Annotated in this window: 21 protein-coding genes and 1 tRNA gene; 17 read left to right on the top strand and 5 right to left on the bottom strand. The window is 55.5% G+C overall.

Going from position 1 to position 21529, the window contains the following annotated elements:
* Nucleotides 1–140: 140 nt before the first annotated feature.
* From TH4_RS04215 to TH4_RS04185, 7 genes are all read left to right on the top strand, one after another.
* Nucleotides 141–866: an arylesterase gene (locus TH4_RS04215; RefSeq protein WP_083996969.1), complete on the top strand. Its 726-nt coding sequence runs from the start codon at nt 141–143 to the stop codon at nt 864–866.
* An 879-nt stretch (nt 867–1745) separates the two neighbouring features.
* On the top strand, nt 1746–2450 hold the full coding sequence (locus TH4_RS04210) for a J domain-containing protein (protein WP_008888530.1): 705 nt from the start codon (nt 1746–1748) through the stop codon (nt 2448–2450).
* A 176-nt stretch (nt 2451–2626) separates the two neighbouring features.
* Entirely contained in the window at nt 2627–3745 is a 1119-nt protein-coding gene (locus tag TH4_RS04205; protein ID WP_064780068.1) for an FIST signal transduction protein, read from the top strand.
* A gap of 139 nt (nt 3746–3884) precedes the next feature.
* Nucleotides 3885–4925 (top strand): NADP(H)-dependent aldo-keto reductase, encoded by a 1041-nt coding sequence (locus TH4_RS04200; RefSeq protein WP_063086634.1) that lies wholly within the window; start codon nt 3885–3887, stop codon nt 4923–4925.
* A 103-nt stretch (nt 4926–5028) separates the two neighbouring features.
* Nucleotides 5029–5895: a pirin family protein gene (locus tag TH4_RS04195; RefSeq protein ID WP_064780067.1), complete on the top strand. Its 867-nt coding sequence runs from the start codon at nt 5029–5031 to the stop codon at nt 5893–5895.
* 27 nt (nt 5896–5922) lie between these two features.
* Nucleotides 5923–6519 (top strand): RNA 2',3'-cyclic phosphodiesterase, encoded by a 597-nt coding sequence (gene thpR / locus TH4_RS04190; RefSeq protein WP_064780066.1) that lies wholly within the window; start codon nt 5923–5925, stop codon nt 6517–6519.
* Nucleotides 6516–7289: a pyrroline-5-carboxylate reductase gene (locus TH4_RS04185; protein ID WP_064780065.1), complete on the top strand. Its 774-nt coding sequence runs from the start codon at nt 6516–6518 to the stop codon at nt 7287–7289. Before thpR ends, TH4_RS04185 begins: the two co-directional genes overlap by 4 nt.
* A 78-nt stretch (nt 7290–7367) precedes the next feature.
* Here TH4_RS04185 and TH4_RS04180 read toward each other — a convergent pair whose 3' ends face one another.
* Both TH4_RS04180 and TH4_RS04175 read right to left on the bottom strand, forming a co-directional pair.
* The gene (locus TH4_RS04180; protein WP_064780064.1) at nt 7368–8030 is read right to left on the bottom strand and encodes an NAD(P)-dependent oxidoreductase; all 663 of its coding nucleotides are present in this window, start codon (nt 8028–8030) and stop codon (nt 7368–7370) included.
* Between the two features lie 35 nt (nt 8031–8065).
* Nucleotides 8066–8977 carry an EamA family transporter gene (locus TH4_RS04175; protein ID WP_064780063.1) on the bottom strand — a complete coding sequence of 304 codons (912 nt, stop codon included), beginning with the start codon at nt 8975–8977 and terminating at the stop codon, nt 8066–8068.
* A gap of 82 nt (nt 8978–9059) precedes the next feature.
* Here TH4_RS04175 and TH4_RS04170 point away from each other — a divergent pair, with 82 nt between their 5' ends.
* Nucleotides 9060–9566, top strand: coding sequence for a MarR family winged helix-turn-helix transcriptional regulator (locus TH4_RS04170; protein WP_064780062.1), 507 nt, complete (start codon nt 9060–9062; stop codon nt 9564–9566).
* Nucleotide 9567: 1 nt separating this feature from the next.
* On the opposite strand, the gene TH4_RS04165 is transcribed toward TH4_RS04170, so the two are convergent.
* Both TH4_RS04165 and TH4_RS04160 read right to left on the bottom strand, forming a co-directional pair.
* Complete coding sequence (locus TH4_RS04165) at nt 9568–9750, bottom strand: hypothetical protein (protein WP_064780446.1); 183 nt, start codon at nt 9748–9750, stop codon at nt 9568–9570.
* A gap of 152 nt (nt 9751–9902) precedes the next feature.
* Nucleotides 9903–9992 (bottom strand) — tRNA-Ser (locus TH4_RS04160).
* A gap of 349 nt (nt 9993–10341) precedes the next feature.
* Between TH4_RS04160 and TH4_RS04155 the strand changes: the two genes are divergently transcribed.
* The 3 genes from TH4_RS04155 (at nt 10342) to TH4_RS04145 (ending at nt 13121) form a co-directional block, all read left to right on the top strand.
* On the top strand, nt 10342–10647 hold the full coding sequence (locus TH4_RS04155) for a hypothetical protein (protein WP_008888520.1): 306 nt from the start codon (nt 10342–10344) through the stop codon (nt 10645–10647).
* 127 nt (nt 10648–10774) lie between these two features.
* Nucleotides 10775–11767, top strand: a complete 993-nt coding sequence (locus TH4_RS04150; RefSeq protein WP_064780445.1) for an NADPH:quinone oxidoreductase family protein — start codon at nt 10775–10777, stop codon at nt 11765–11767.
* A 76-nt stretch (nt 11768–11843) separates the two neighbouring features.
* Complete coding sequence (locus TH4_RS04145) at nt 11844–13121, top strand: class I SAM-dependent methyltransferase (protein ID WP_064780061.1); 1278 nt, start codon at nt 11844–11846, stop codon at nt 13119–13121.
* Between the two features lie 243 nt (nt 13122–13364).
* Here the strand turns inward: TH4_RS04145 and TH4_RS04140 are convergent, their stop codons facing one another.
* Nucleotides 13365–13574: a DUF1127 domain-containing protein gene (locus tag TH4_RS04140; RefSeq protein ID WP_063086655.1), complete on the bottom strand. Its 210-nt coding sequence runs from the start codon at nt 13572–13574 to the stop codon at nt 13365–13367.
* A 168-nt stretch (nt 13575–13742) separates the two neighbouring features.
* Here TH4_RS04140 and TH4_RS04135 point away from each other — a divergent pair, with 168 nt between their 5' ends.
* The 6 genes from TH4_RS04135 (at nt 13743) to TH4_RS04110 (ending at nt 21403) form a co-directional block, all read left to right on the top strand.
* Entirely contained in the window at nt 13743–14663 is a 921-nt protein-coding gene (locus tag TH4_RS04135; RefSeq protein WP_008888516.1) for a LysR substrate-binding domain-containing protein, read from the top strand.
* A 266-nt stretch (nt 14664–14929) separates the two neighbouring features.
* Entirely contained in the window at nt 14930–16825 is a 1896-nt protein-coding gene (locus tag TH4_RS04130) for an extracellular solute-binding protein (RefSeq protein WP_064780444.1), read from the top strand.
* A 3-nt stretch (nt 16826–16828) separates the two neighbouring features.
* Nucleotides 16829–17947: a microcin C ABC transporter permease YejB gene (locus tag TH4_RS04125; RefSeq protein WP_064780060.1), complete on the top strand. Its 1119-nt coding sequence runs from the start codon at nt 16829–16831 to the stop codon at nt 17945–17947.
* A gap of 2 nt (nt 17948–17949) precedes the next feature.
* On the top strand, nt 17950–18981 hold the full coding sequence (locus TH4_RS04120) for an ABC transporter permease (RefSeq protein WP_064780059.1): 1032 nt from the start codon (nt 17950–17952) through the stop codon (nt 18979–18981).
* Nucleotides 18982–18992: 11 nt separating this feature from the next.
* Nucleotides 18993–20627 (top strand): ABC transporter ATP-binding protein, encoded by a 1635-nt coding sequence (locus TH4_RS04115; protein WP_064780058.1) that lies wholly within the window; start codon nt 18993–18995, stop codon nt 20625–20627.
* 170 nt (nt 20628–20797) lie between these two features.
* Nucleotides 20798–21403, top strand: coding sequence for a hypothetical protein (locus TH4_RS04110; protein WP_245227730.1), 606 nt, complete (start codon nt 20798–20800; stop codon nt 21401–21403).
* Nucleotides 21404–21529: the final 126 nt, after the last annotated feature.

Raw genomic sequence — 21529 nt, 5'->3', positions numbered from 1 at the left:
AGATCAACAAAGCAGGCTACATAAGCTTACGGATCAGGACGTTTCTGGTTCAGACTTCTTTTGATCTGAATAACTTCTTTAAGGGTAAACGGTCGGAAACCGCTCCGGCAAGTTCGCAGCATGTAAAGGTGAGATTTGTAATGAATTTGGCGTTTGGGCAAGGTCGCACTGTAATCAAGTTCACGCATAAGTTGGTATCACGCTTTCGCAAATCCGCCGGTTTGGCCCTTGCCACGCTTGCCCTTGCAACCCTTGGGATGGCCGGGTTTGCTTATGAAACCAAGGCACAGGATAGCGACCAGACGCCAAAAACCCTTGTTTTGTTTGGCGATAGCCTGATGGCGGGCTATGGCCTTGATCATGAAAACGGCTTCGCGCCCAAACTTGAAGCGGCCCTTAAGGAAGCAGGCCACGATGTCCGGGTGATCAATAGCTCCGTCTCGGGCGATACCACGGCGGCCGGACTGGCGCGTCTCGACTGGGCGCTGGTTGAAAAACCCGATGCGGTGTTGCTCGAACTTGGTGCCAATGATGCGCTTCGCGGGATGGAGCCATCCCAGACCCGTGAAAACCTTGCAGAAATCCTTGAGAAGCTGCGCGGCATGGATGTCGATGTCCTGCTGGCCGGTATGATGGCCCCGCCCAATATGGGGACAGCCTATGGCGATGAATTCAACAGCATCTATCCCGACCTCGCCAGCCGCTATCAGGTTGATCTGTATCCATTTTTCCTTGAAGGCGTCGCCGCCGAGCCGGAGCTTAATCAGGATGACGGGATGCATCCCAATGCCGATGGTGTGGACGTGATCGTCAAGCGCATCCTGCCTGATGTCGTTGACCTGCTGCAAACCACTGACGCCAGCTAAGCGCGAAGTGCCTGCCAGGGTATATGCCGGACGCTTCATGATCTGGGGCGCAAAACCGTCGGCTTTCCAAGGGCTTGTGCGCTTCCCGACAGGTTATAAAATTTCACAAAGGCACAGATTGGCGCAATTTCGACGCTTGTGAAGCGTAAAAAACTACGTATGTAGATAGAAAACGTCAACAACCCGAAATGATTAAGCCGCCGGATCTTTACAAGGCGAAGTCAACGCGTCTAGAAGATCAAAATATGACAAATATCAATAAGTTAAGTTAGTTTCGAGTGTCTTGCGAACACCGTGAATTTCGCCTGAAAATCCTCATTTGAGGACCAAAACACACGGTTTGGTGTAAAATTAACACCTCATTTACTTTCGGTTCTGTTTCGAACAGCGTTTCTGCTACTGCGTATGTTGTTTTTCAACACACCTCTTCCAACGCTGTTATCCAATGATCGGGTTTCTGATCCTTTTTTGCCTTTCCGGCAGGAGTGGGGCATCGCAAGTGCACCATGTGATAAATCACATAATATCAATAACTTAATCCAATTTCCCGAAATCAGGCGACACTTATGGTCTGTGGATAACTCTTGGGAAACCAAACAGGTGTCCTAAGTGCCTGAAATGCACGCATTCAAACAAATATCCCGTCATATCAATGTGTTGGTAGTGTCCTGGGGACTCCGTGGATTCCCAACGAGTCGCAAATAGGCCTGTGAATGAATCGGAAGCGATTCAATTTTGACTGCAAATGCAGTTGCAGGGGGCTAAATCCGTCGATACACTTCATGCTATCGGGCGGAAAGGCGGGTTTGATTTGCGCTTTAGGTGCCCGGGTGGTTCGTATTTAAGTTATATACTTCAATGCCTTAAAGGGATTGTTCAGTGTCGTCTTCTTCCACCGTCAAACAGTCCTACACCATTCCCTGTTCTTCGATCTTTCGTGACGCTGTGCTGCAACTGGCAGAACGGCGCGGGGTGAATGCCGCCGATCTGGCGCGGTCGGTGATGTTGATTGTGCCCGAAAAGGCGATTGAGGATTATCAGGACCCCGGCGACCCGCCCAAGGGCGATCGCGAAACCATTGTCTTGAAGTCCGGCCCGGCCGAGGGACGCCCCTGGCGGCGCAAACCCCGCCTGCAATTGCGCCTGCCACCGGGATTTTCGGTGATCACCGTGCGCAAGGCGCTTCAGATGGCGATCGATTTCGATGCGGGTGATGTCAATATGCGGGTTGAGAAATCCGATGTTCTCGCCGCCGAACGTGCCGCCCTTGAAGAAGCCCGCGCACTTAAAAAACGTCAGGCAGAGCCACCTGTCGAACTTCTGCAATCGCGTGAAGAACTCGAACGTCTGCGCCAGATTGTTGATAACCTCGCCTTTGATCCGCTCGATCGCGGGGTGACCACCTTTAACGAGGCCCTGCATGTCATGGGCTTTGCGCCAAGTGCGCGGCCCGATTTGCGCGCCATCCGCGCCAAATACCGCGTGCTGGCCGCCATCCACCACCCTGACAGCAATTATGGCTCCCACCAGCGCATGACGCAGCTTAATGCCGCGATGGAGATCCTGCGCAAACATGTTTCCTGATCGGTTGTTTCGATCCGAATCACGAACCGCCGCCCAAGCCCTTGTCGAAGGGGTAGCCCAATGCTTAGATGTAACTGGGCTTAGATTTATCTGGGCTTGGATGTAAGCATCAGATTTCTGGTTATCACCCGGGCACAAGACCCGGGCACCCTGACCAGTCAGCAACGGGAGACAGCATGACGGCGGAATTTCGGGCGGCACATGCCAGCGGCGAAAACTGGGCTTCGGTCGCATCCGAGCTTGCAGAACTTCTCGAAAAAGAACCACTGCCCAAACAGGCGCTGGCCTTTTTGTATGTCTCCGAACCGCTGGCCGATGACCTTGGCAGTATCCTGACCTTCCTGCGTTCCCGCCTGTCGATTGAACACTGGATCGGAACCTCCGGCGTTGGCGTCTGCGGATCGGGCCGGGCCTATTTCGGTGTTCCGGCGGCCTCTGTCATGGTGGCCCCGTTTGCCCGTGATGAATTCCATATTTTTGAGCCGCTCAAGACCGAGGCCGATCTGGATGGGCGCGATCTGCAAAGCGCGATTGACCGGTTGCAGCCGATCTTTGGTCTTGTTCATGGCGATCCCGCTGCCCCGGAAAGTCTTAGTCAGCTGGCCGAACTGGCACGATTGGGCTCGACCTATCTGGTTGGCGGCATCGCATCGGGGGAACGCGGCGCGCCGCAGATTGCCGACCGGGTGGTTAATGGTGGGCTCTCGGGCGTTTTGTTTGATGGCAAAACCAGTGTTCAGGTCGGCATCAGCCAAGCCTGCACGCCAATCGGCCCGGTCCATCGCGTGACCGAGGGACGCGAAGGCATTATCTCCACCCTTGATGATCGCCCGGCCCTTGATGTGCTTAAGCAAGAACTCGAAGCAGATGGCGGCGAACAATCCATGGCATCCGGGCGCTATCACGCGGCCCTGATGGTGCCGGGGTCGGATACTGGTGATTTTGTCGTGCGCAATCTGATGGGGATTGATCCCCATAACAACATGATCGCGATCAGTGGCGATGTGCAGGCGGGGGACGCCATTCGCTTTGTCCGCCGTGACGGGGCCGCCGCCGAACAGGATTTGCGTCGCATGCTAAGCGATTTGCAAAAACGTCTGCCGGGCAAACCGCGCGGGGCACTTTATTGCAGCTGTGTCGCCCGGGGCCCGCATCTGTTTGGCACCGAAAGCCGCGAAATGATGATCATCCGTGATGAATTGGGTGATTTGCCGCTGACCGGTTTTTACGGCAATGGCGAAATCTGCAATGACCGGTTCTATGGCTATACCGGGGTTTTGACCCTGTTTATCTAAGACCGCAAATTTTCAAATCATAAGAAATTTGCCCGCAAACGGTTTCATCGCGCGGCCAAGCGGATATATTCATACCATTGCAAAATCATGTGTCGCCCCGATCCAACAGTGCGGGCGGCATAAGACAGGGGAATTTCATATGGAATATCGTCGACTGGGGCGTACAGACATTGATGTCAGCGTCATCTGCCTTGGCACCATGACCTGGGGCCAGCAGAACACCCAGGAAGAAGCTTTTGAACAGCTTGATTACGCCACTGCCAACGAAGTCAATTTCATCGACACCGCCGAAATGTATCCGGTCCCGGCGATGGAAGAGACCTTTACCGCGACCGAAACCATCATCGGCAACTGGCTGGAAAAACGCGGAAAGCGCGATGATCTGGTGATCGCCACCAAGATTGTCGGTCCGGCGGATCGTTTCCCGTATGTGCGTGGCGGGCCGCGTCTGACCCGCGGGCAAATCTTTGAGGCAATCGACGCTTCACTTGGTCGTCTGAAAACCGATTATGTCGATCTTTATCAGCTTCACTGGCCGGATCGGAATTCCAACTTCTTCTCCAAGCTCGGCTACACCCACGAGCCGGACGAGGAATTCACCCCGATCGAGGAAAGCCTCGAAGCGCTTGATGAACTGGTCAAGGCCGGCAAGGTCCGCCATATCGGCCTTTCGAATGAAAGCCCGTGGGGCCTGATGAAGTTCCTTGAACTGGCTGAAAAGAATGGCTGGCCGCGCGTTGTCTCGGTTCAGAACCCCTATAGCCTTCTGACCCGGCAATATGAAGTCGGTCTGGCGGAATGTTCGATCCGCGAAGATGCCGGTCTTCTGGCCTATTCGCCGCTGGGCGGTGGGGCGCTGTCGGGCAAGTATCTCGGCGGTGCGCGCCCGGATGGCACCCGCGTGACCAAATGGCCGCAATACTTTGGCCGCTATCTGACAGAAAATGGCGTCAAGGCAACCGAAGCCTATGTGAAACTTGCCAAGGACAATGGCCTTGATCCGGCCCAGATGGCGCTGGCCTATGTCAATTCGCGCCCGTTCCTGACGTCCAACATCATTGGCGCGACCAGCATGGAACAGCTGAAATCCAATATCGGCTCGGCCAACATCACCCTGTCGGACAGCGTTCTCGAAGAAATCGAAAACATCCATCAGGTCTACACCTATCCCTGCCCGTAAGGTCACAGGATGGTCAGATTTTGACTACAGAATTTGACCAAAGACTTATGAAAGGCGGCGGTTTATCCCGCCGCTTTTCCCACCACCGGAACGGAGGCGACATATGGTTAAGCTGATCTTTGGCAAGGAATCCGATTTGGGGGGTATTTCGGTGCGTCGCGTTTTACCCCATCGCGATGTGCGTTCTGTTGGTCCGTTCGTATTCTTCGATCATATGGGGCCGGTCGAATTCCAACCCGGTCAGGGCATTGACGTACCGCCGCATCCCCATACGTGCTTGGCTACCGTGACCTATCTGTTCAAGGGTGCGATCCTGCATCGCGACAGTCTGGGCAGTGATCTTGAAATCACGCCGGGCGATCTCAACTGGATGAGTGCCGGGCGCGGCATTACCCATTCCGAACGCGAAACCGATGCGGTCCGCAATTCCGTTCATGAACTTGATGGCTTGCAGCTTTGGGTCGCGCTCCCTGACGAGGCAGAGGAATCAGATCCCGCCTTTTATCACGTGGCCAAAAATGACCTGCCCGTGATCGAGGATGCCGGGCTTCACATGCGCCTTATCGCCGGTGAGGCCTTTGGCAAAACCGCCCCCGTGCCGGTAAAATCCAAGCTTTATTACCTTGATGTCGAAATGGATGAAGGCGCGCAGCTTCTTCTGCCCGGCGAAAATCAGGAAGGGGCGATTTACGTCGTCTCGGGCACGCTTCTGATTGACGGCGAAAGCTATACGCCAGAAAGCTTTATCTATGTCGCACCCGAAGAAATCCCCGATATCGTTGCCAAAACCGATTGTCGGGTGATGTTGCTCGGCGGCCTGCCGGTTGGTCGGCGCTATATCTGGTGGAACTTTGTCGCCAGCACCAAGGAACGGATTGAGGCCGCCAAAGCCGACTGGGCGGCGGGCAAGTTCCCGCGGATTGACGGCGAAGACGATGCTTTGCCGCTGCCTGAACGTTCGACCGGCTAATTACCGCATCAGAATTGGATTGAAGACATGCGTTTGTTTGTTGGTGTGGAAATTCCCCACGATATTGCGACCGACCTTTATCCGCTGGGGCGTGCGATCAAGGGGCTTGATGCCCAGACCCCGGAAAACATGCACATCACGCTGAAATTCATCGGCAATGTCGATCCCGGTCTTGCCAGCGAAATTGATCAGGCCCTGTCACAAGTGGCGTTCGAGCCCTTTGATCTGCAGGTATCGGGCCTTGATATGTTTGCATCCAACCGCAAGGTCCGGATTTTCTGGGCCGGGGTAAAGGATCAACCAGCTTTGCGCACGCTTGCCAATCGGGTGGAAAACGCGCTTCTTGCGCTTGATGAATGCCCCGATATGGATATGCGCAAATTTACCCCGCATATCACACTGGGGCGTAACCGCGATGCGGCGCGCGCATCCATCGAACAGGCGATTGTCGATCATGGCGATCTGTCATCACGGGTGTTCACCGTTGATCGTTTCTGTTTGTATGAAAGCCATTCCACAGTTGACGGTCCCGAATTTCGCGTGATCGCCGCCTATGATGGCAAGGACGGCCCGATCAAGGAGCCGGAACTGACTGACGCCTTTGTCACAGAGGATTTTCAATGAAACTTGGCTTTATCGGAACCGGTGCGATCAGCGATGCGGTCATTCGCGGTCTTTTGACGTCTGACTATCGCGTAGATGAAATCATCGTCTCACGCCGAAGCGAACATATCTCGGCAAAGCTCGCCGCTGACTTTGACCGGGTCCGGGTCGAAGACGACAATCAGGCGATCATTGATCAGTCCGATATGATCTTCTTGGCTGTCCTGCCGCAGATTGCCGGTGATGTGCTGTCCGCCCTTCGCGTGCCGGATGACAAACAGATTGTCAGTCTGATCGCCACCATCCCGATTTCTGATCTCAAAGTATGGCTTGGCACCAACGCGCAATGTGATCGCGCCATTCCGTTACCACCAGTCGAACATCATGCCTGTGTCACGGCGGTCTATCCCGGCTCACCCGATGTCATGGCCCTGTTTGAAAAACTCGGCGGGGCGGTGGCAGCCGAAACCATCGATGCCTTTGATGGCTACGCGACGGGCAGCGCCCTGATGGCGACCTATTTCACCGTGCTTGAAAGTGCAGCACAATGGATGGTCAAACAGGGCTCTGATTATGCTGACGCCAGGCGCTACCTTGCCGCGCTGTTTTCCGGGCTTGCGCAAAACACCGACAAATCCCCCGATCAAAGCTTCGCCGATCTTTATGAAGGCCACGTCACCGCCGGTGGCCTGAACGAACAGGTTGCGCAAACCTTCATCCGCGAAAAGGGCACGGATGCGCTTCATACCGCCCTTGATGAGGTTTTTGCCCGGATCAAGGCCTCTGCGTAATCACCATCAGGCAACGCAAAACGGGCGACCAACAAGGCCGCCCGTTCTTCTGTTGTTTATATAATGCGTGCTGAGCTCTCAGGCCGCCGCCCTGTTCTGATACCCCACCGTCAGGCGTTGCTGTCCGCCATTGCCCGTTTCGATCAGATCAACCATGGCATAGCCGAAATCGGCAAAGCTGATCCGGGCAACCCCGTCATGATCGGGGATCAGCGTATCGGTGCCGCGCACATATTGCCCGGTCAGCGGCCCCTCGATCAGCATCGCCGGTGGGCGCAGGCAGGTCCATTGCACATCCTCATACTGATCAAACAGCGCATCCTGCTTCGCACAGGCCTCGGCAATCGGGCGGACGGCATCGGGCAGGAAGTCCGGCGCGGTTAGAACCGTATGACCACTTTCATCAGCCAGTTTCAGGGTTGCGGCCCCACCGGTCAGGTAAATCGGGGCTTTGGTTTGACGCGCCGCATCCAGCAAAACCTTGCTCATCTCAACCAGCAAACTTTCCGATCCGCTGATCGGGCGAAGCGCGCTGACCGCCACGTCATGGCTTGCCATCAGCTCGGCAACGCGGTGCGGCTTGGCCAGCACATCAACGCTTTCGCGCGTGACGCTATCAGGCACATCGGCCAGTTTGTGGATATTGCGCGCAATCGCTGTAACGGTATGGCCGCGTTTTAAGGCTTCATGCAGGGTGGCGGTACCGACATCACCGGTGGCACCAAACAGAACAATCTTCATCGGACGTTTCCTTATATATGTGGGGCGGTTTGTTTTTATGTGGTGCGAGGGGCGGGTTCGTTGATCGCGGCTGGTGCTGGTTCAGCCACTGGTGCAGGCGCGGGACGCGCTGCCCGCTGACCCAGCCAGATGCTGGCCAGTACAACAATCACGCCTGCGATCTGAAGCGGGCTCAGGGCCTCGCCCAAGATGACCCAGCCGAGCAGAACAGCACTGGTCGGGCTTAAAAAGCCAAAGCTTGTCACCGTCGTCGGGCCAAGGCGCGCAATGCCCCGGAACCACAGGTAATAGGTCAGGGCCGCCCCGATCAGACCGAGCCACACCAACCCGGCCAGATTGGTTGCCGTCGGGACCGGGAAGCCGGGCTCAAGGATCAGGGCTACCGGGATCATAAGGATCCCGCCGGCGGTTAATTGCCAGGCGGTAAAGGTCAGTGGGGATACCGGTGGCTGCCATTTGCGGGTCATCACCGTACCAGCCGCCATGGATGCGGCACCGAAAAGGGCGGCGGCAATGCCAATCGGATCAAGGCTGCTGGTCGGGCCAAGCACAAGCATTGCGACCCCGATCAATCCGGAAATGGCGGCAATAACGCCCAGCATCGTAATCCCGGATCCAAGGGCAAAGCGCGCCAAAAACAGCACCAGCAACGGCTGGATCGCACCAAGGGTCGCCGCCACTCCGCCCGGCAGACGATAGGCCGCGACAAACAGCATTGACCAGAAAACGGCAAAGTTCAGCGCGCCCAGAATAAACACCCGTCCGCGCCAGCCAGCAGGCGGCAATTGCCGCACAACAAGCAAAAGGATCAAGCCGGCCGGCAAAGCACGCAGAAGGGCCACAGTCAGCGGAAAGCCATCGGGCAGCATTTCCGTGGTGACGATATAGCTGCTGCCCCAGATGATCGGGGCAAGAGCAGTCAGGCATAAATCGGTTGTTCGGTTCATGGTGGCATCTCCATTTATCTTGACATCAAGATATATTCAGAAATCTTGACGTCAAGATAAAATTCTGAAAAGAATCCAAACCATGGATAAAGTTGACCGCATTCTTGCGCAGTGGCGCCGTGAAAGACCCGACCTTGATGTCACCCAAATGGGCGTCATTGGCCGGATAGGACGACTGCGCAGCCATTTGAGTGCTGCACATGAACGTGTTTTCAAAAAATACGATCTGTCGCTGGCAAGTTTTGATGTTCTGGCGACCTTGCGCCGGTCCGGCCCGCCCTATGCGCTCAGCCCATCAGAGCTGATTGACTGGACCATGGTGACATCGGGCACCATGACCAACCGTCTTGATCGGTTGGAAAAGGCCGGCCTGATCACCCGCCAGCGCAACCCCGAGGACGGGCGCGGCTTTGTCATCGCCCTGACCGACAAGGGGTTTGAGCTGATTGATGCTGCCGTTACCGAGCATGTCGCCAACCAGCATCAGATGCTCGAAGCACTAAGTGCAGAAGAACTCGAACAGCTTGATAGCCTGCTGCGCAAATGGCTGGCGGCAATGAATTCTGCCGAGAATTCAGAAGACAGCTAGGTCAGTCATAAACGATCCCTGGGCTTAAAAGCTCAAAGCCTGCGATTTCAAACTCATACATGCTCGATCCGTCCGCCTTTTCGGCGCGGGCGATCAGCTTGCCATCCGCATTGCGAAAGACCGCGTGTGCTGTATGCAGGGCGCGGTAACAATGGCTGCCATCTGGATAAAGGTATTTGATCATCATGCTTCCTTGAAAAAGGACATTATGATCAAGACGCCCTGACAACCTGTTGTCAGGAGCCGTGTAAAACGCGCGACAAATCAGAACCTGACACGTGGATATGTGCCGGTTGATCTTGTCTGTATGTCTTGGAAAAATGCTTTTTATGTCAGTGGCAGAGAGGAGGGGATTCGAACCCCTGAGGGGCTTACACCCCAACACGCTTTCCAGGCGTGCGCCTTAAACCACTCGGCCACCTCTCCACATGCGATCTTTGATATATCGCGAAAGCGGGCGGACATTAGCCGAGACGCCCGCGCTTGACAAGGCCCAATCAGCCTCTTTTTTCACTTTGCGTAAATCCCACTGATTGGCCTGTAAAATGGCCTGTGTTTCTGACATTCAATCGCCGCAAACCCTTGGTAAACGGGGCGTTGTCGGCATCTTTACTTCTTGTTGATGTCTGATCCGTAAGGTTTGGTGTCAGGTGTTTGCAACTCATGGGTAATGTTTTGTTATACAAATGCATCCCTTTACCCTTTATCTGCAAACCATTAGGCTTTTTGTTGTTTTTCTAATATACCGACCCTGACAGGTCGCTTGGAGCGGATAATGTGGTTTTTCCGGGCGTTGGGATGGTTACTGCTTTTTGCCAGCATTGCTGTGCTGGTCGATGATTCCATTACCGCGCTTCAAACAGGAAGTTTTCGTCTGGTCGCCGCCGGCGAGCTCTGGTATCGCCTTGATACCGGCAGCCTGAACCTGTTGCAATCCGTCATCCAGCGCTACATTTCCGTTTGGGCATGGGACACCATCTTTGTGCCGATCCTGCTGGCACCGGCCCTGGTTGTTTTGTTTGTGCCGTCCGCCATCCTTCTTCTGCTGACCCGCAAGCGCAAGCGTCAGCGCATTTTCTGATCTTCCATTCGCCAGAGCTCTTCACTTAACCGGGTGTTGCCCGGTTTAGTCCTTTGTCGCCTTGTCTGCACGCGGTGCAGTCGGCACACTGCCAGAAATCAACATGACAGCAGGCAGGAAAACCGGGATGAAGGCATGGATGTGCAACGCATTTGGCGAAGTACCACAATGGGTGGATGCTCAGGACCCGGTCGTCCAACCCGGTCAGGTCCTGATTGATGTTGCCGCCTGCGGTGTCAATTTCGCCGATACCCTGATCCTGCAAGGCAAATATCAAAAACGTCCCGAAGGTCCGTTTTCCCCCGGCTTTGAAATCAGTGGCACGGTGCGCGCGGTTGGCGATGGTGTCAGTCATGTCAAACCGGACGATGCGGTGATGGCCATGCCCGATTGGGGTGGTTACGCCGAACAGGTCGTGGCTGACGGGCGCCTTGTCATCGCATTGCCCGCTGGTGTTGAATTCAACAGCGCAGCAGCCTTTCAGATCGCCTATGGCACAAGCTGGTTTGCATTGAAGTATCGCGCCGATGTCAAACCGGGCGAGGTCGTTCTGGTGCATGGGGCGGCTGGCGGGGTTGGTCTGACCGCGGTCGAATGTGCCAAGCTTCTGGGCGCAACCGTCATTGCCACGGCCGGTGGGACGGACAAATGCCAGATCGCGCGCGACCATGGTGCGGACCATGTCATTGATTATAAATCGGAAAACATCCGCAACCGGGTGCGCGAAATCACCGCAAGCCTTGGTCAGCCCAAAGGTGTCGATGTTGTTTATGATCCGGTTGGCGGTGATGTCTTTGATCAAAGCCTGCGCTGTGTTGCGCCCGGTGCGCGGATGCTTTTGATTGGTTTCGCCAGCGGCACCGTGCCGCAAATCCCGGCCAATATCCTGCTGGTCAAGAATGTCACCGCAATCGGTTTTTATTTCGGCGCCTATCTCGAACAAAATCCCGATATTGCACAAACGGGCATGGCAGAGCTGCTGGAACGCCTGAAATCAGGGGCGATCAGGCCGATGATCTCGGCGGTTTATCGTCTTGAAGATGCAATGGATGCCCTGACGGCCATTCGCGATCGCACGGCGACCGGCAAGCTGGTGATTGATTGCCGCCCAAACAGGTAAATAGGCGGATTTCAATACGCACATTGCTGGTATAGGATGACCCCGTCCCAACCACTTCTCTGCCGGAAATCGCCGAATGCCCGACGACAAAAACAGGCCCGATCACGTCCAGTCTTCTGCAAAGACCCGTGATCAGTATGAAACCTATCCCTATCCGGCCCGCAATCCCGAGGATGAGGACAAGCGCCTGATTACCGGATCACCGGGCAACTGGGACGAGGTCGTGCATTTTGTCTTTGGCGGGCGCGATCCATCGGCACAGACCAAAAGTGGCAAAATCAAAATCCTTGTCGCGGGTGGCGGCACCGGCGATGCGCTGGTCATGCTGGCCCAGCAGGCCCGTGACCGCAAGGCCAAGGCCGAGATCGTCTATATCGATCTGTCCGAAAGCTCGCGCGCAATTGCCGAAGCCCGTATCAAGCGCCGCAGTCTGGAAAAGAACGTCACGTTTGTGACCGGATCCTTTGTCGATCTGGCATCTGAATATGGCCCGTTTGACTATATTGATTGTTGCGGGGTGCTTCATCACCTGCCCGATCCCGATGCCGGGCTCAGGGCGCTTGCCGATGCGCTGAAACCCAATGGCGGGATGGGCCTGATGGTCTATGGCGAGTTGGGTCGTCAGGGCGTCTATCACATGCAGGAAATGATGGAACGCCTTAATGCCGAGGCCGGCGGGGCCAAGCGCCTGAATTTCGGCAAGGCGCTGTTTAATTCATTGCCCGGGACCAACTGGCTCAAGCGCAACCCGTTTGTCGGTGATCACATCCATGGCGGTGATGCCGGGTTCTATGACCTGTTGTTGCACCAACAGGACCGTGCCTATCGCGTCGACGAGGTGTTTGATTTTGTCGAGGCGGCTGGTCTGCGTCTGCAAAACTTTATCGAACCGATGCGCTACGACCCGACCACCTATTGTTCGCGCCATGATGTACTTGATAAGGCGATGCACGTGCCGTTTCGCGAACGCGCGGCCCTGGCCGAACTGATGGCGGGCAACATCACCAAGCATATCTTTTATGTCGTCAAGGCCAAGAACAAGGTCAAACCACCGGTCCCCTCGCCGGAGCTGATCCCGACTTTTACCCGGATCGAGGGGGCGACACTCGCCCGATCCGTCGCCAAGACCGGTAATATCAAGATCACATTTACCGGCCTTTCGGTGACCCGCACCATGCCCTCGGCATCGCCTGCGATCCTGTCGCGGATTGATGGCAAACGCTCGATCGGTGAAATCTACGAACTGTTTGATCCCAAACCCGAAAAGTTCGAATTCAATGCCCAGTTTGCCGTGATGTATTCGGTACTCAATGCCGCAAACCTGATGTATCTGCGCCACCCGGAAAAGAAATAGCCCAAAGCAAAAAAAATGTCGGTCACAGGGGGTGCGACCGACATTTAAATACGCACTTTCCAGCGGGGGGAGCTGGAATTGCGCTCAGGGATCTTGGGTGCAACGCCTTATTTAAGGCTGATGCCTTTCCAGGCGTCCATCAGGGCTTCAATCAGAACCTGAAGCGGGAAGGTAATTGCGCTGTGAAGCGGCGATACGTTGTTCTGCATGACAGAATACTCAGTTGGTGCGCTGTTGCGCGGGTTAAGCTTTCCAGAACGGCTTGGCGGCTTCGCGTTTTGCGTCATAGACGGTCCAGCCGATATCGCGCAGCATGTGTGCGTCCATGTCGGCCAGCTTCTGGCGCAGGTCGTGGCGTTTAAGCCAAGTGCGCGCCAAGTCCAGAAGGCTGGTGGCAGTGTGGGTACGGCGGGTGGCGACAAATGCGCCTGCTTCTTTGGTGATAGCAACCATGATTCTAATCCTCTTTAAATCAGGCCTGCTCTCAGCGATTCAGCGGCCCGCGCATCCACGATGCGTCTGTACTAATCTCGTTAAACCCAGAGTTACCCGAAAAAATACTTGCGCTCAAACCACCTTTTGTCATCATTGCATGAGTTTTCATCATGCAAAGTCACTGTCATGAAACGCCGTCCATTGCCGTTAAATGCGCTCCGTGCCTTCGAAGTGGCCGGACGTCTCGAAAGTTTCACCAAAGCGTCACATGAGCTTAACGTGACCCAAGGGGCGGTCAGTCGGCAGGTGCAGCATCTTGAGGAAGTTCTGGGTCGCCAGCTGTTTGAACGCCACCACAGAAGCCTGCGGTTGACGCGTGCCGGTCGCAACCTTCTTGAAGCCCTCACCCCGGCCTTTGACGCCATCGAAGATGCGGTTGCCAAGGTCGAAGACCGTGCCGATGACACCCATCTGTCTGTTTCGGCTCCACTGACATTTTCCATGCGCTGGATCGTGCCGCGGCTCGGGCGGTTTCAGATGGAATATCCCGATTTTCAGGTCCAGTTGGGCACCTATAACGATGATCTGGCATCGGTTGACTTCAACGAGGTCGATATCGCCATCCGCTTTGCCGATCATGGCAACGAACAGCTTGTGCACGAATTTCTGACCGGTGAACGGCTGTTGCCGGTCTGTCATCCCGATCTGGCCAAGCAACTCAAAACCCCCGAAGACCTGGCGGGTGTGACGCTGCTTCACTGCTCGGCCCAGCGCGAAGACTGGCGCATCTGGCTTGAAGGAACCGGTATCAAGGGGGTGGACGGTACCAAGGGGCCGGTTTTTGCCACCCTTGATATGGCGATGGAGGCCGCGGCAAGCGGCTTTGGTGTTGTGGTCTCCGATCCGGCGATGATCGGGGAATATGTTGTGACCAATCGCCTGACCGTGCCGTTTGATCTGCCGGTCGACAGTCCTTATGCCTATTCGCTGTGTTATCCGCGCGGGCGTCTGGAACGGCGCAAGGTCAAGGCGTTCCGTGACTGGTTGATGTCAGAGATCAAGCTTGAAACTGCGCGGCGAAAACTGACGCAAAAAGACGCCCGATAAACCAAACTCACGTGATGGTGCCTTGAAATTGAACGATTTAACGGTGACTATCAGGTGGTTCTAGTGTGGCATCATTCACAGACAACGCGGGCAGGGGGCATCGCGAAGTGACCGTCGATTGCGCCGCATGGATTAAGTTCACATAATAGTAGATTAAGTCCACATAATTGAACAGTGATCAGCTTGCATCAGGGAAAGACGACAATCACATGATTTCGTATGCAGCCAGCATGACAATGCCGGGCAGGAAGCGGCGCGGGGGCGCCATGACATCCATCCTTTTTGCCAGTGCACTGACCCTGCTTTCGGTCGCACTGCCTTTACATAACGCAAATGCCCAAGATGGTGACAAGCCGGTGATGAACCCGGCTCCGACGGTGGCTGTTGACGAGACCGATCTGGCACCGCTGACCACCCGCTCACACGGTATTTCGCTCTATGGCGATCTGAAATACGGTCCGGATTTCCACCATTTTGATTATGTGAACCCCGATGCGCCGAAGGGCGGCACGCTGGTGCAATCCTCCATCGTTGCCTTTGATACGCTTAATCCCTTTACGCTCAAGGGCAATCCGGCGGCGGGCCTTGGTCTGATCTATGACAGCCTGATGGTTTCCAGCGCGGACGAGCCCTACGCCATGTATGGCCTGATTGCCCATTCGATCGAGGTGCCGGACGACCGGTCCTATGCCATCTTCCATCTTGATCCGCGTGCGCGTTTCCAGGACGGCAGCGACATCACCGCCGAAGACGTGGTGTTTTCCTATGAAGTGCTGGTCGAAAAGGGAAGTCCCGTTTACCGCCAGTATTTTTCCCAGATCGAAGGGGCCGAGGTGATTGACGAACTGACCGTCAAATTCACGTTCAAACCAGGCAACAATCGCGAAACGCCGATGACCGTGGCGGGCATTTCGATCATGCCGAAAAAGTTCTGGGAAGGTAAGGACTTCGCCAAAACCACCTTTGAAATCCCGGTTGGCAGCGGGGCCTATAAGGTTGCCAGCATCGAAGCTGGCCGACGCATCACCTATGAAAGGGTCAAGGATTACTGGGCGGCCGACCTTCCGGTCAATCGCGGGCAGAACAATTTCAATACCATCCGTTATGACACCTATCTTGATATGGAAGTGCAGCGTCAGGCATTTCTGGCGGGCGAATACATGATCCGGTCCGAGCATTCATCGCGGGACTGGAACACGGCCTATAACACGCCTGCGGTCCAGCGTGGTGACATCCAGAAGGAATTCATGCCTGATCATTTGCCAACAGGCATGCAGGCCTATGTTCTGAACGCGCGCAATCCGCTGTTTGCCGACAAGCGCGTGCGCCGCGCACTGCAATACGGGCTCGATTTCCAGTGGCTTAATCGTGCAATGTTCTATGGGGCCTATCACCGCACCGACAGTTTCTTTGCCAACTCCGAACTGGCGGCGACCGGTATTCCGACCGGTGCTGAACTGGCACTGCTTGAACCCTATCGCGATCAATTGCCCGAAAGGTTGTTCACCGAACCCTATAAGTTGCCAAACTTTGATGCCCCGAACGGGCGCCGCGAGGCCCTGCGTGAATCCATGACGCTTCTGAACGAAGCGGGCTGGGAAGTACGCGACAAGGTTCTGGTCAACAAGGAAACCGGGCAGCCGTTCCGGTTCGAGCTGATCATTCGCCAGCCGGGGCTTGAAAAGATCGCGCTGGTGGTCAAATCGCGCCTCAAACAGCTTGGCGTGGAAATGGATATTCGCCTGATTGATACCGGCCAGTGGGTCAATCGTATTCAGGCCTTTGATTTCGAAGTTACCACCCACTGGTGGACGCAATCCCTGACTCCGGGCAACGAACAGCGCGTGTTCTGGAGCTCGGAGGCCGCCGATCAACCCGGCTCTCGTAACTTTGCCGGCATCAAGGATCCGGTGGTCGATGCGATGATCGAAAATGTGGCATCTGCCGACAGCTGGGAAGAACTGGTGGCTGCGACCCGGGCACTGGATCGCGTACTTCTGTGGGGGAATTACGTCATTCCGCAATGGTATCTGGGTGGGGACCGCATGGTCTGGTGGAACATCTTTGGTCGCCCGGACACGGTGCCGCTTAAGGGAATGTCGATAATGCGTTGGTGGATTGACCCGGAAAAGGCCGCCAAACTGCAGATGGGGGGATTCTAGGCCATGCTGAACTATATCATTCGGCGTTTGCTTCTGATCCCGGTCACGCTGTTTGGCATCATGCTGTTGAACTTCGCGATCATTCAGTTTGCCCCCGGCGGCCCGGTTGAACAGGTGATTGCCCAGCTTCAGGGAACGGCTGTTTCTTCAACCGCCCGCATCACCAATCAGGGCGGCGATAGCGGCGGTGGAAGTACTGCTTCATCCTCGGCATCTGGTAACAACTTCTCATCGACATCCAACTATCGCGGCGCGCAGGGGCTTGATCCCGAAGTCATCAGACAGCTCGAAGTACAGTTCGGTTTTGACAAACCGGCCCATGAACGCTTCTGGATGATGATGAAGAACTATCTGACCTTCGATTTCGGCCAAAGCTATTTTCAGGATCGCGATGTGGTCGATCTTGTGATCGACAAGATGCCGGTTTCGATCTCGCTGGGCATCTGGTCAACGCTGATCATTTACATCATCTCGATCCCGCTTGGCATTACCAAGGCGGTGCGCGATGGCTCGAACTTCGATATCTGGTCGTCGGCTGCGATCATTGTCGGCTTTGCCATTCCGGGCTTCCTGTTTGCCGTCATGCTGATCGTGGTGTTTGCCGGTGGGGCCTATCTTGACTGGTTCCCGTTGCGCGGACTGACATCGTCAAACTGGGAACAGCTGTCCTTGTGGGGCAAGATCGTTGATTACTTCTGGCATCTGACCCTGCCGATCATTGCGCTCACGATTTCGGGTTTTGCCACGCTGACCATGCTGACCAAGAACTCGTTTTTGGATGAGATTAACAAGCAATATGTCGTGACCGCCCGTGCCAAGGGCCTGACGGAAAAGCGCGTGCTTTATGGCCACGTCTTCCGCAACGCCATGCTTCTGATCATTGCCGGGTTCCCCAGTGCACTGGTTGGCATGCTGTTTACCGGTTCGGTCCTGATCGAGGTGATCTTCTCGCTTGATGGTCTGGGCCTGCTTGGTTTTAACGCGGTGATGACGCGTGATTATCCGGTGATGTTTGCAACCCTTTATTTCTTCACGCTGTTTGGCCTGATCATGAACCTGATCAGTGACCTCAGCTATCATCTGGTGGATCCACGGATTGACTTCGAAGCGCGGGGGAATTGATCATGTTCAATGCTGTTCTCTCACCGCTCAACCGTCGCCGCCTGTCAAACTTCAAATCCAACAAGCGTGGCTATTGGTCGCTTGTGATCTTTACCATCCTGTTTGTCATTTGCCTGATGGCCGAACTGGTCGCCAATGACAAACCGATCTTCGTCAAATATGGCGATGATTGGTACGTGCCGATCATCTCCGACCATCCCGAAACGGCCTATGGCGGCGATTTCGATGTCGAGACTGATTTCTATGATCCCTATATTCAGGGCAAGATCGCCGAAAACGGCTTCGCCATCTGGCCTTTGATCCCGTTTTCCTATGACACCATCGATTTTGAAATGCGCGAACCGCAACCGGCCCCGCCCTCAATGCGCCATTTGCTGGGCACGGATGAACTGGGCCGCGATGTTCTCGCACGCCTGATCTACGGTTTCCGGATTTCCATCTTGTTTGGTCTGGCACTGACCGCGGTCAGTTCCGTGATCGGCATTGCGGCTGGCGCTGTGCAGGGCTATTTCGGCGGCTGGGTCGATCTTGGCTTCCAGCGCGTGATCGAAATCTGGTCAGGCCTGCCACAGCTTTTCATCCTGATCATTCTGGCCAGCCTGTTTGCGCCGGGTTTCTGGACGCTTCTGTTCATTCTGGTGCTGTTTAGCTGGATGAGTTTGACGGGGCTCGTCCGTGCCGAATTCCTGCGTGCACGTAATTTCGAATATGTCCGGGCTGCACGTGCACTTGGCATGACCGACACCCGGATCATGTATCGCCATGTTCTGCCCAATGCGATGGTCGCAACCATTACCTTCCTGCCGTTCGTGTTGAATGGCTCGATTGTCGCACTCACATCCCTCGACTTCCTGTCGCTTGGCATGCCGCCCGGCTCCCCGTCCTTGGGCGAGCTGCTGTCACAGGGCAAGAACAACCTTCAGGCGCCTTGGCTTGGCTTTACCGCCTTCTTTGCCATCGCAACCATGCTCAGCCTCCTCATCTTCATCGGCGAAGCGGTGCGTGATGCCTTTGATCCGCGTAAAACGTTTTAAGGAGTAGGACAATGACAGCGCAATCCGCCCATCAGCCGCTCCTTGCTATTCGCGACCTCTCGGTCAAATTCGCTGACGTCACGGCGGTAAAGGATGTGTCCTTTACCTTGGATCGCGGTGAAACCATGGCCCTTGTCGGGGAAAGTGGTTCTGGCAAATCGGTCACCGCACTTTCGATTTTGCAATTGCTGCCTTATCCGCGCGCCAGCCACCCGTCAGGATCCATCATCTTTGACGGGCAGGAAATGGTCGGGGCCAAGGAACGCACGCTGCGTGCGATCCGCGGCAACCGGATTTCCATGATCTTTCAGGAACCGATGACCTCGCTGAACCCGCTGCACAATATCGAAAAGCAGGTGGGCGAGGTATTGTTGCTCCACAAAGGCCTGCGCGGCGCCAAGGCGCGTGCCCGCATCCTTGAATTGCTTGAACTTGTCGGTATTCCCGATCCGGCGTCACGGCTAAAAGCCCTGCCGCATGAACTGTCCGGCGGGCAGCGCCAGCGCGTGATGATCGCCATGGCGCTTGCCAACGAACCGGAACTGCTGATTGCCGACGAACCAACCACGGCCCTTGATGTGACCATTCAGGCGCAAATTCTTGAACTGCTCAAGGATCTGCAAAGCAAGCTTGGCATGGCGCTGCTCTTGATCACCCATGATCTGCAAATCGTTCAGAAAATGGCGCAGACCGTTTGTGTGATGAAAGACGGCGAAATTGTCGAGGCAGGGCAGGCGCGCGCGCTGTTTGACGATCCCAAACACGATTACACCAAAAAGCTGCTGTCGGCCGTTCCCAGTGGCGAAGCCCCGGCATTACCCGAAAACGCAACCGAGCTGCTTGAAACCAGCAACATCCATGTGCAGTTCCCGATTGGCCGCAAGGGCATCCTTGGGCGGCCCGATCATTATTTGCACGCCGTTGATCAGATTTCGCTGAGCCTTAAGCAGGGCGAAACCCTTGGCATCGTTGGTGAAAGCGGATCGGGTAAAACCACGCTTGCCATGGCGATCCTCAGGCTTCTGAAATCAACCGGCGACATCCGCTTTGCAGGTCAGGACATTCGCGATTTTTCCGGTGCTGACTTGCGCAAGCTCCGCCGTGATATGCAGGTGGTGTTTCAGGATCCGTTTGGCTCGCTTAGCCCGCGTATGTCGATCGCCCAGATCGTTGGCGAAGGCCTTGAAATCCACGCGCCCGACCTGACCCAGGGCGAACGCGAAGCCCGTATTGCCGAGGCGCTTGACGAAGTCGACTTGCCGCAAAATGCCATGGATCGTTATCCGCATGAATTTTCCGGTGGGCAGCGTCAACGCATTTCGATTGCCCGTGCATTGGTCTTAAAACCCCGCTTTATCGTACTCGATGAACCGACATCGGCCCTTGATATGTCCGTACAGGCCCAGATCGTTGAACTGCTGCGTGATTTGCAGGCACGCCATAAGATGGCATACTTGTTCATCAGTCATGACCTGCGCGTTGTGCGTGCATTGTCGCACCGTGTCATGGTCATGAAGAACGGCAAACTGGTCGAAAGCGGGGCTGCTGCCGATGTGTTTGATAACCCGCAACAGCCCTACACCAAGGCTCTGCTGGCCGCGGCTCTTGATCTCAAAGCAGCCGGTAAGGAATTTGTCAGAAACTAGGGGCAGCATTCCGGATCAAGATCGGGTACAACATATGAAAAGGCAATAATAACAGGACTATAAAGGCAGGTTTAAGGTTGAATATGTTGTCACGTGCGATCAAAAATCGAACCGGACATCGTCTTTGCGGCCATGTGCTGATCATGGCTTTGTGCTTTGCTGTGTTTTCAATGGCGACCCCCACGGCCCGCGCCAGCACCGCCTCTGCAGACAAAGCCAACACCGAAGAACCCAAAGAACCTGCCGTTCCTGAAATACCCGATACGGTTGTTGTGCCTGATCCGGTGTCGCTGACGATTGTCTTGCGCAACAGCGGCACCATTCGTCAGATCGTTTTCAACATCTGGCTGGAAGCCACCAACAGGCAGGCAGTGGACGTTATCGAGCAACGCCTGCCCAAGGTCATCAACGCCTTTCTGGTCGATCTGCAACGCCTGATGTATCGCGATACCGAGCAACGCTTTGAAAACCGCGAACCGGGCAAGCGCGGCTTTAAATATACAGCCCCCGGCCTTCTGCCGCCACCACCCCCCAAGACCGAGGAAGAACTCGCCGCCGAAGCCGAAGCCGCCAAACTGGCCGAAGAAAATGGCGAGGAAATTGCCAAGGAACCACCCTTCAGCCCGTTCCAGCCGGTCTCGAACCGCTATTTCGCGGCCCTGCAAAACAAACTTTTGCGCACCGGTCAGGGCGTTCTCCCGCCTGATACCCTGCGTTCGGTTCAGATCCGCATGTTTTATGACTTCTGGCCGGGTGACGCCAAGCCACGCAAATAACCAAACTCCTAGCCTGATAAGCGTATCGATGCTCATGCGTCGCAGCCTGCGCATGGGCCATTGTCAAACGGGCACTTGTCGATCCTTGCTGCTGTGATATCCGGGGCCACCATCATCAGAGTTGTC

The sequence above is a fragment of the Thalassospira tepidiphila MCCC 1A03514 genome, from assembly GCF_001662875.1.
GTDB classification, from domain to species: domain Bacteria; phylum Pseudomonadota; class Alphaproteobacteria; order Rhodospirillales; family Thalassospiraceae; genus Thalassospira; species Thalassospira tepidiphila.
The sequence above is the reverse complement of the archived record's forward strand: the minus strand, read 5'-3'. Positions and strand labels throughout refer to the sequence as shown.

Coding starts and splice junctions, on each gene's coding strand:
- TH4_RS04215 (WP_083996969.1), top strand. CDS start 141: ATGAATTTGGCGTTTGGGCAAGGTCGCACTGTAATCAAGTTCACGCAT.
- TH4_RS04205 (WP_064780068.1), top strand. CDS start 2,627: ATGACGGCGGAATTTCGGGCGGCACATGCCAGCGGCGAAAACTGGGCT.
- TH4_RS04200 (WP_063086634.1), top strand. CDS start 3,885: ATGGAATATCGTCGACTGGGGCGTACAGACATTGATGTCAGCGTCATC.
- TH4_RS04195 (WP_064780067.1), top strand. CDS start 5,029: ATGGTTAAGCTGATCTTTGGCAAGGAATCCGATTTGGGGGGTATTTCG.
- thpR (WP_064780066.1), top strand. CDS start 5,923: ATGCGTTTGTTTGTTGGTGTGGAAATTCCCCACGATATTGCGACCGAC.
- TH4_RS04185 (WP_064780065.1), top strand. CDS start 6,516: ATGAAACTTGGCTTTATCGGAACCGGTGCGATCAGCGATGCGGTCATT.
- TH4_RS04180 (WP_064780064.1), bottom strand. CDS start 8,030: ATGAAGATTGTTCTGTTTGGTGCCACCGGTGATGTCGGTACCGCCACC.
- TH4_RS04175 (WP_064780063.1), bottom strand. CDS start 8,977: ATGAACCGAACAACCGATTTATGCCTGACTGCTCTTGCCCCGATCATC.
- TH4_RS04170 (WP_064780062.1), top strand. CDS start 9,060: ATGGATAAAGTTGACCGCATTCTTGCGCAGTGGCGCCGTGAAAGACCC.
- TH4_RS04165 (WP_064780446.1), bottom strand. CDS start 9,750: ATGATCAAATACCTTTATCCAGATGGCAGCCATTGTTACCGCGCCCTG.
- TH4_RS04155 (WP_008888520.1), top strand. CDS start 10,342: ATGTGGTTTTTCCGGGCGTTGGGATGGTTACTGCTTTTTGCCAGCATT.
- TH4_RS04150 (WP_064780445.1), top strand. CDS start 10,775: ATGAAGGCATGGATGTGCAACGCATTTGGCGAAGTACCACAATGGGTG.
- TH4_RS04145 (WP_064780061.1), top strand. CDS start 11,844: ATGCCCGACGACAAAAACAGGCCCGATCACGTCCAGTCTTCTGCAAAG.
- TH4_RS04140 (WP_063086655.1), bottom strand. CDS start 13,574: ATGGTTGCTATCACCAAAGAAGCAGGCGCATTTGTCGCCACCCGCCGT.
- TH4_RS04135 (WP_008888516.1), top strand. CDS start 13,743: ATGAAACGCCGTCCATTGCCGTTAAATGCGCTCCGTGCCTTCGAAGTG.
- TH4_RS04130 (WP_064780444.1), top strand. CDS start 14,930: ATGACATCCATCCTTTTTGCCAGTGCACTGACCCTGCTTTCGGTCGCA.
- TH4_RS04125 (WP_064780060.1), top strand. CDS start 16,829: ATGCTGAACTATATCATTCGGCGTTTGCTTCTGATCCCGGTCACGCTG.
- TH4_RS04120 (WP_064780059.1), top strand. CDS start 17,950: ATGTTCAATGCTGTTCTCTCACCGCTCAACCGTCGCCGCCTGTCAAAC.
- TH4_RS04115 (WP_064780058.1), top strand. CDS start 18,993: ATGACAGCGCAATCCGCCCATCAGCCGCTCCTTGCTATTCGCGACCTC.
- TH4_RS04110 (WP_245227730.1), top strand. CDS start 20,798: ATGGCGACCCCCACGGCCCGCGCCAGCACCGCCTCTGCAGACAAAGCC.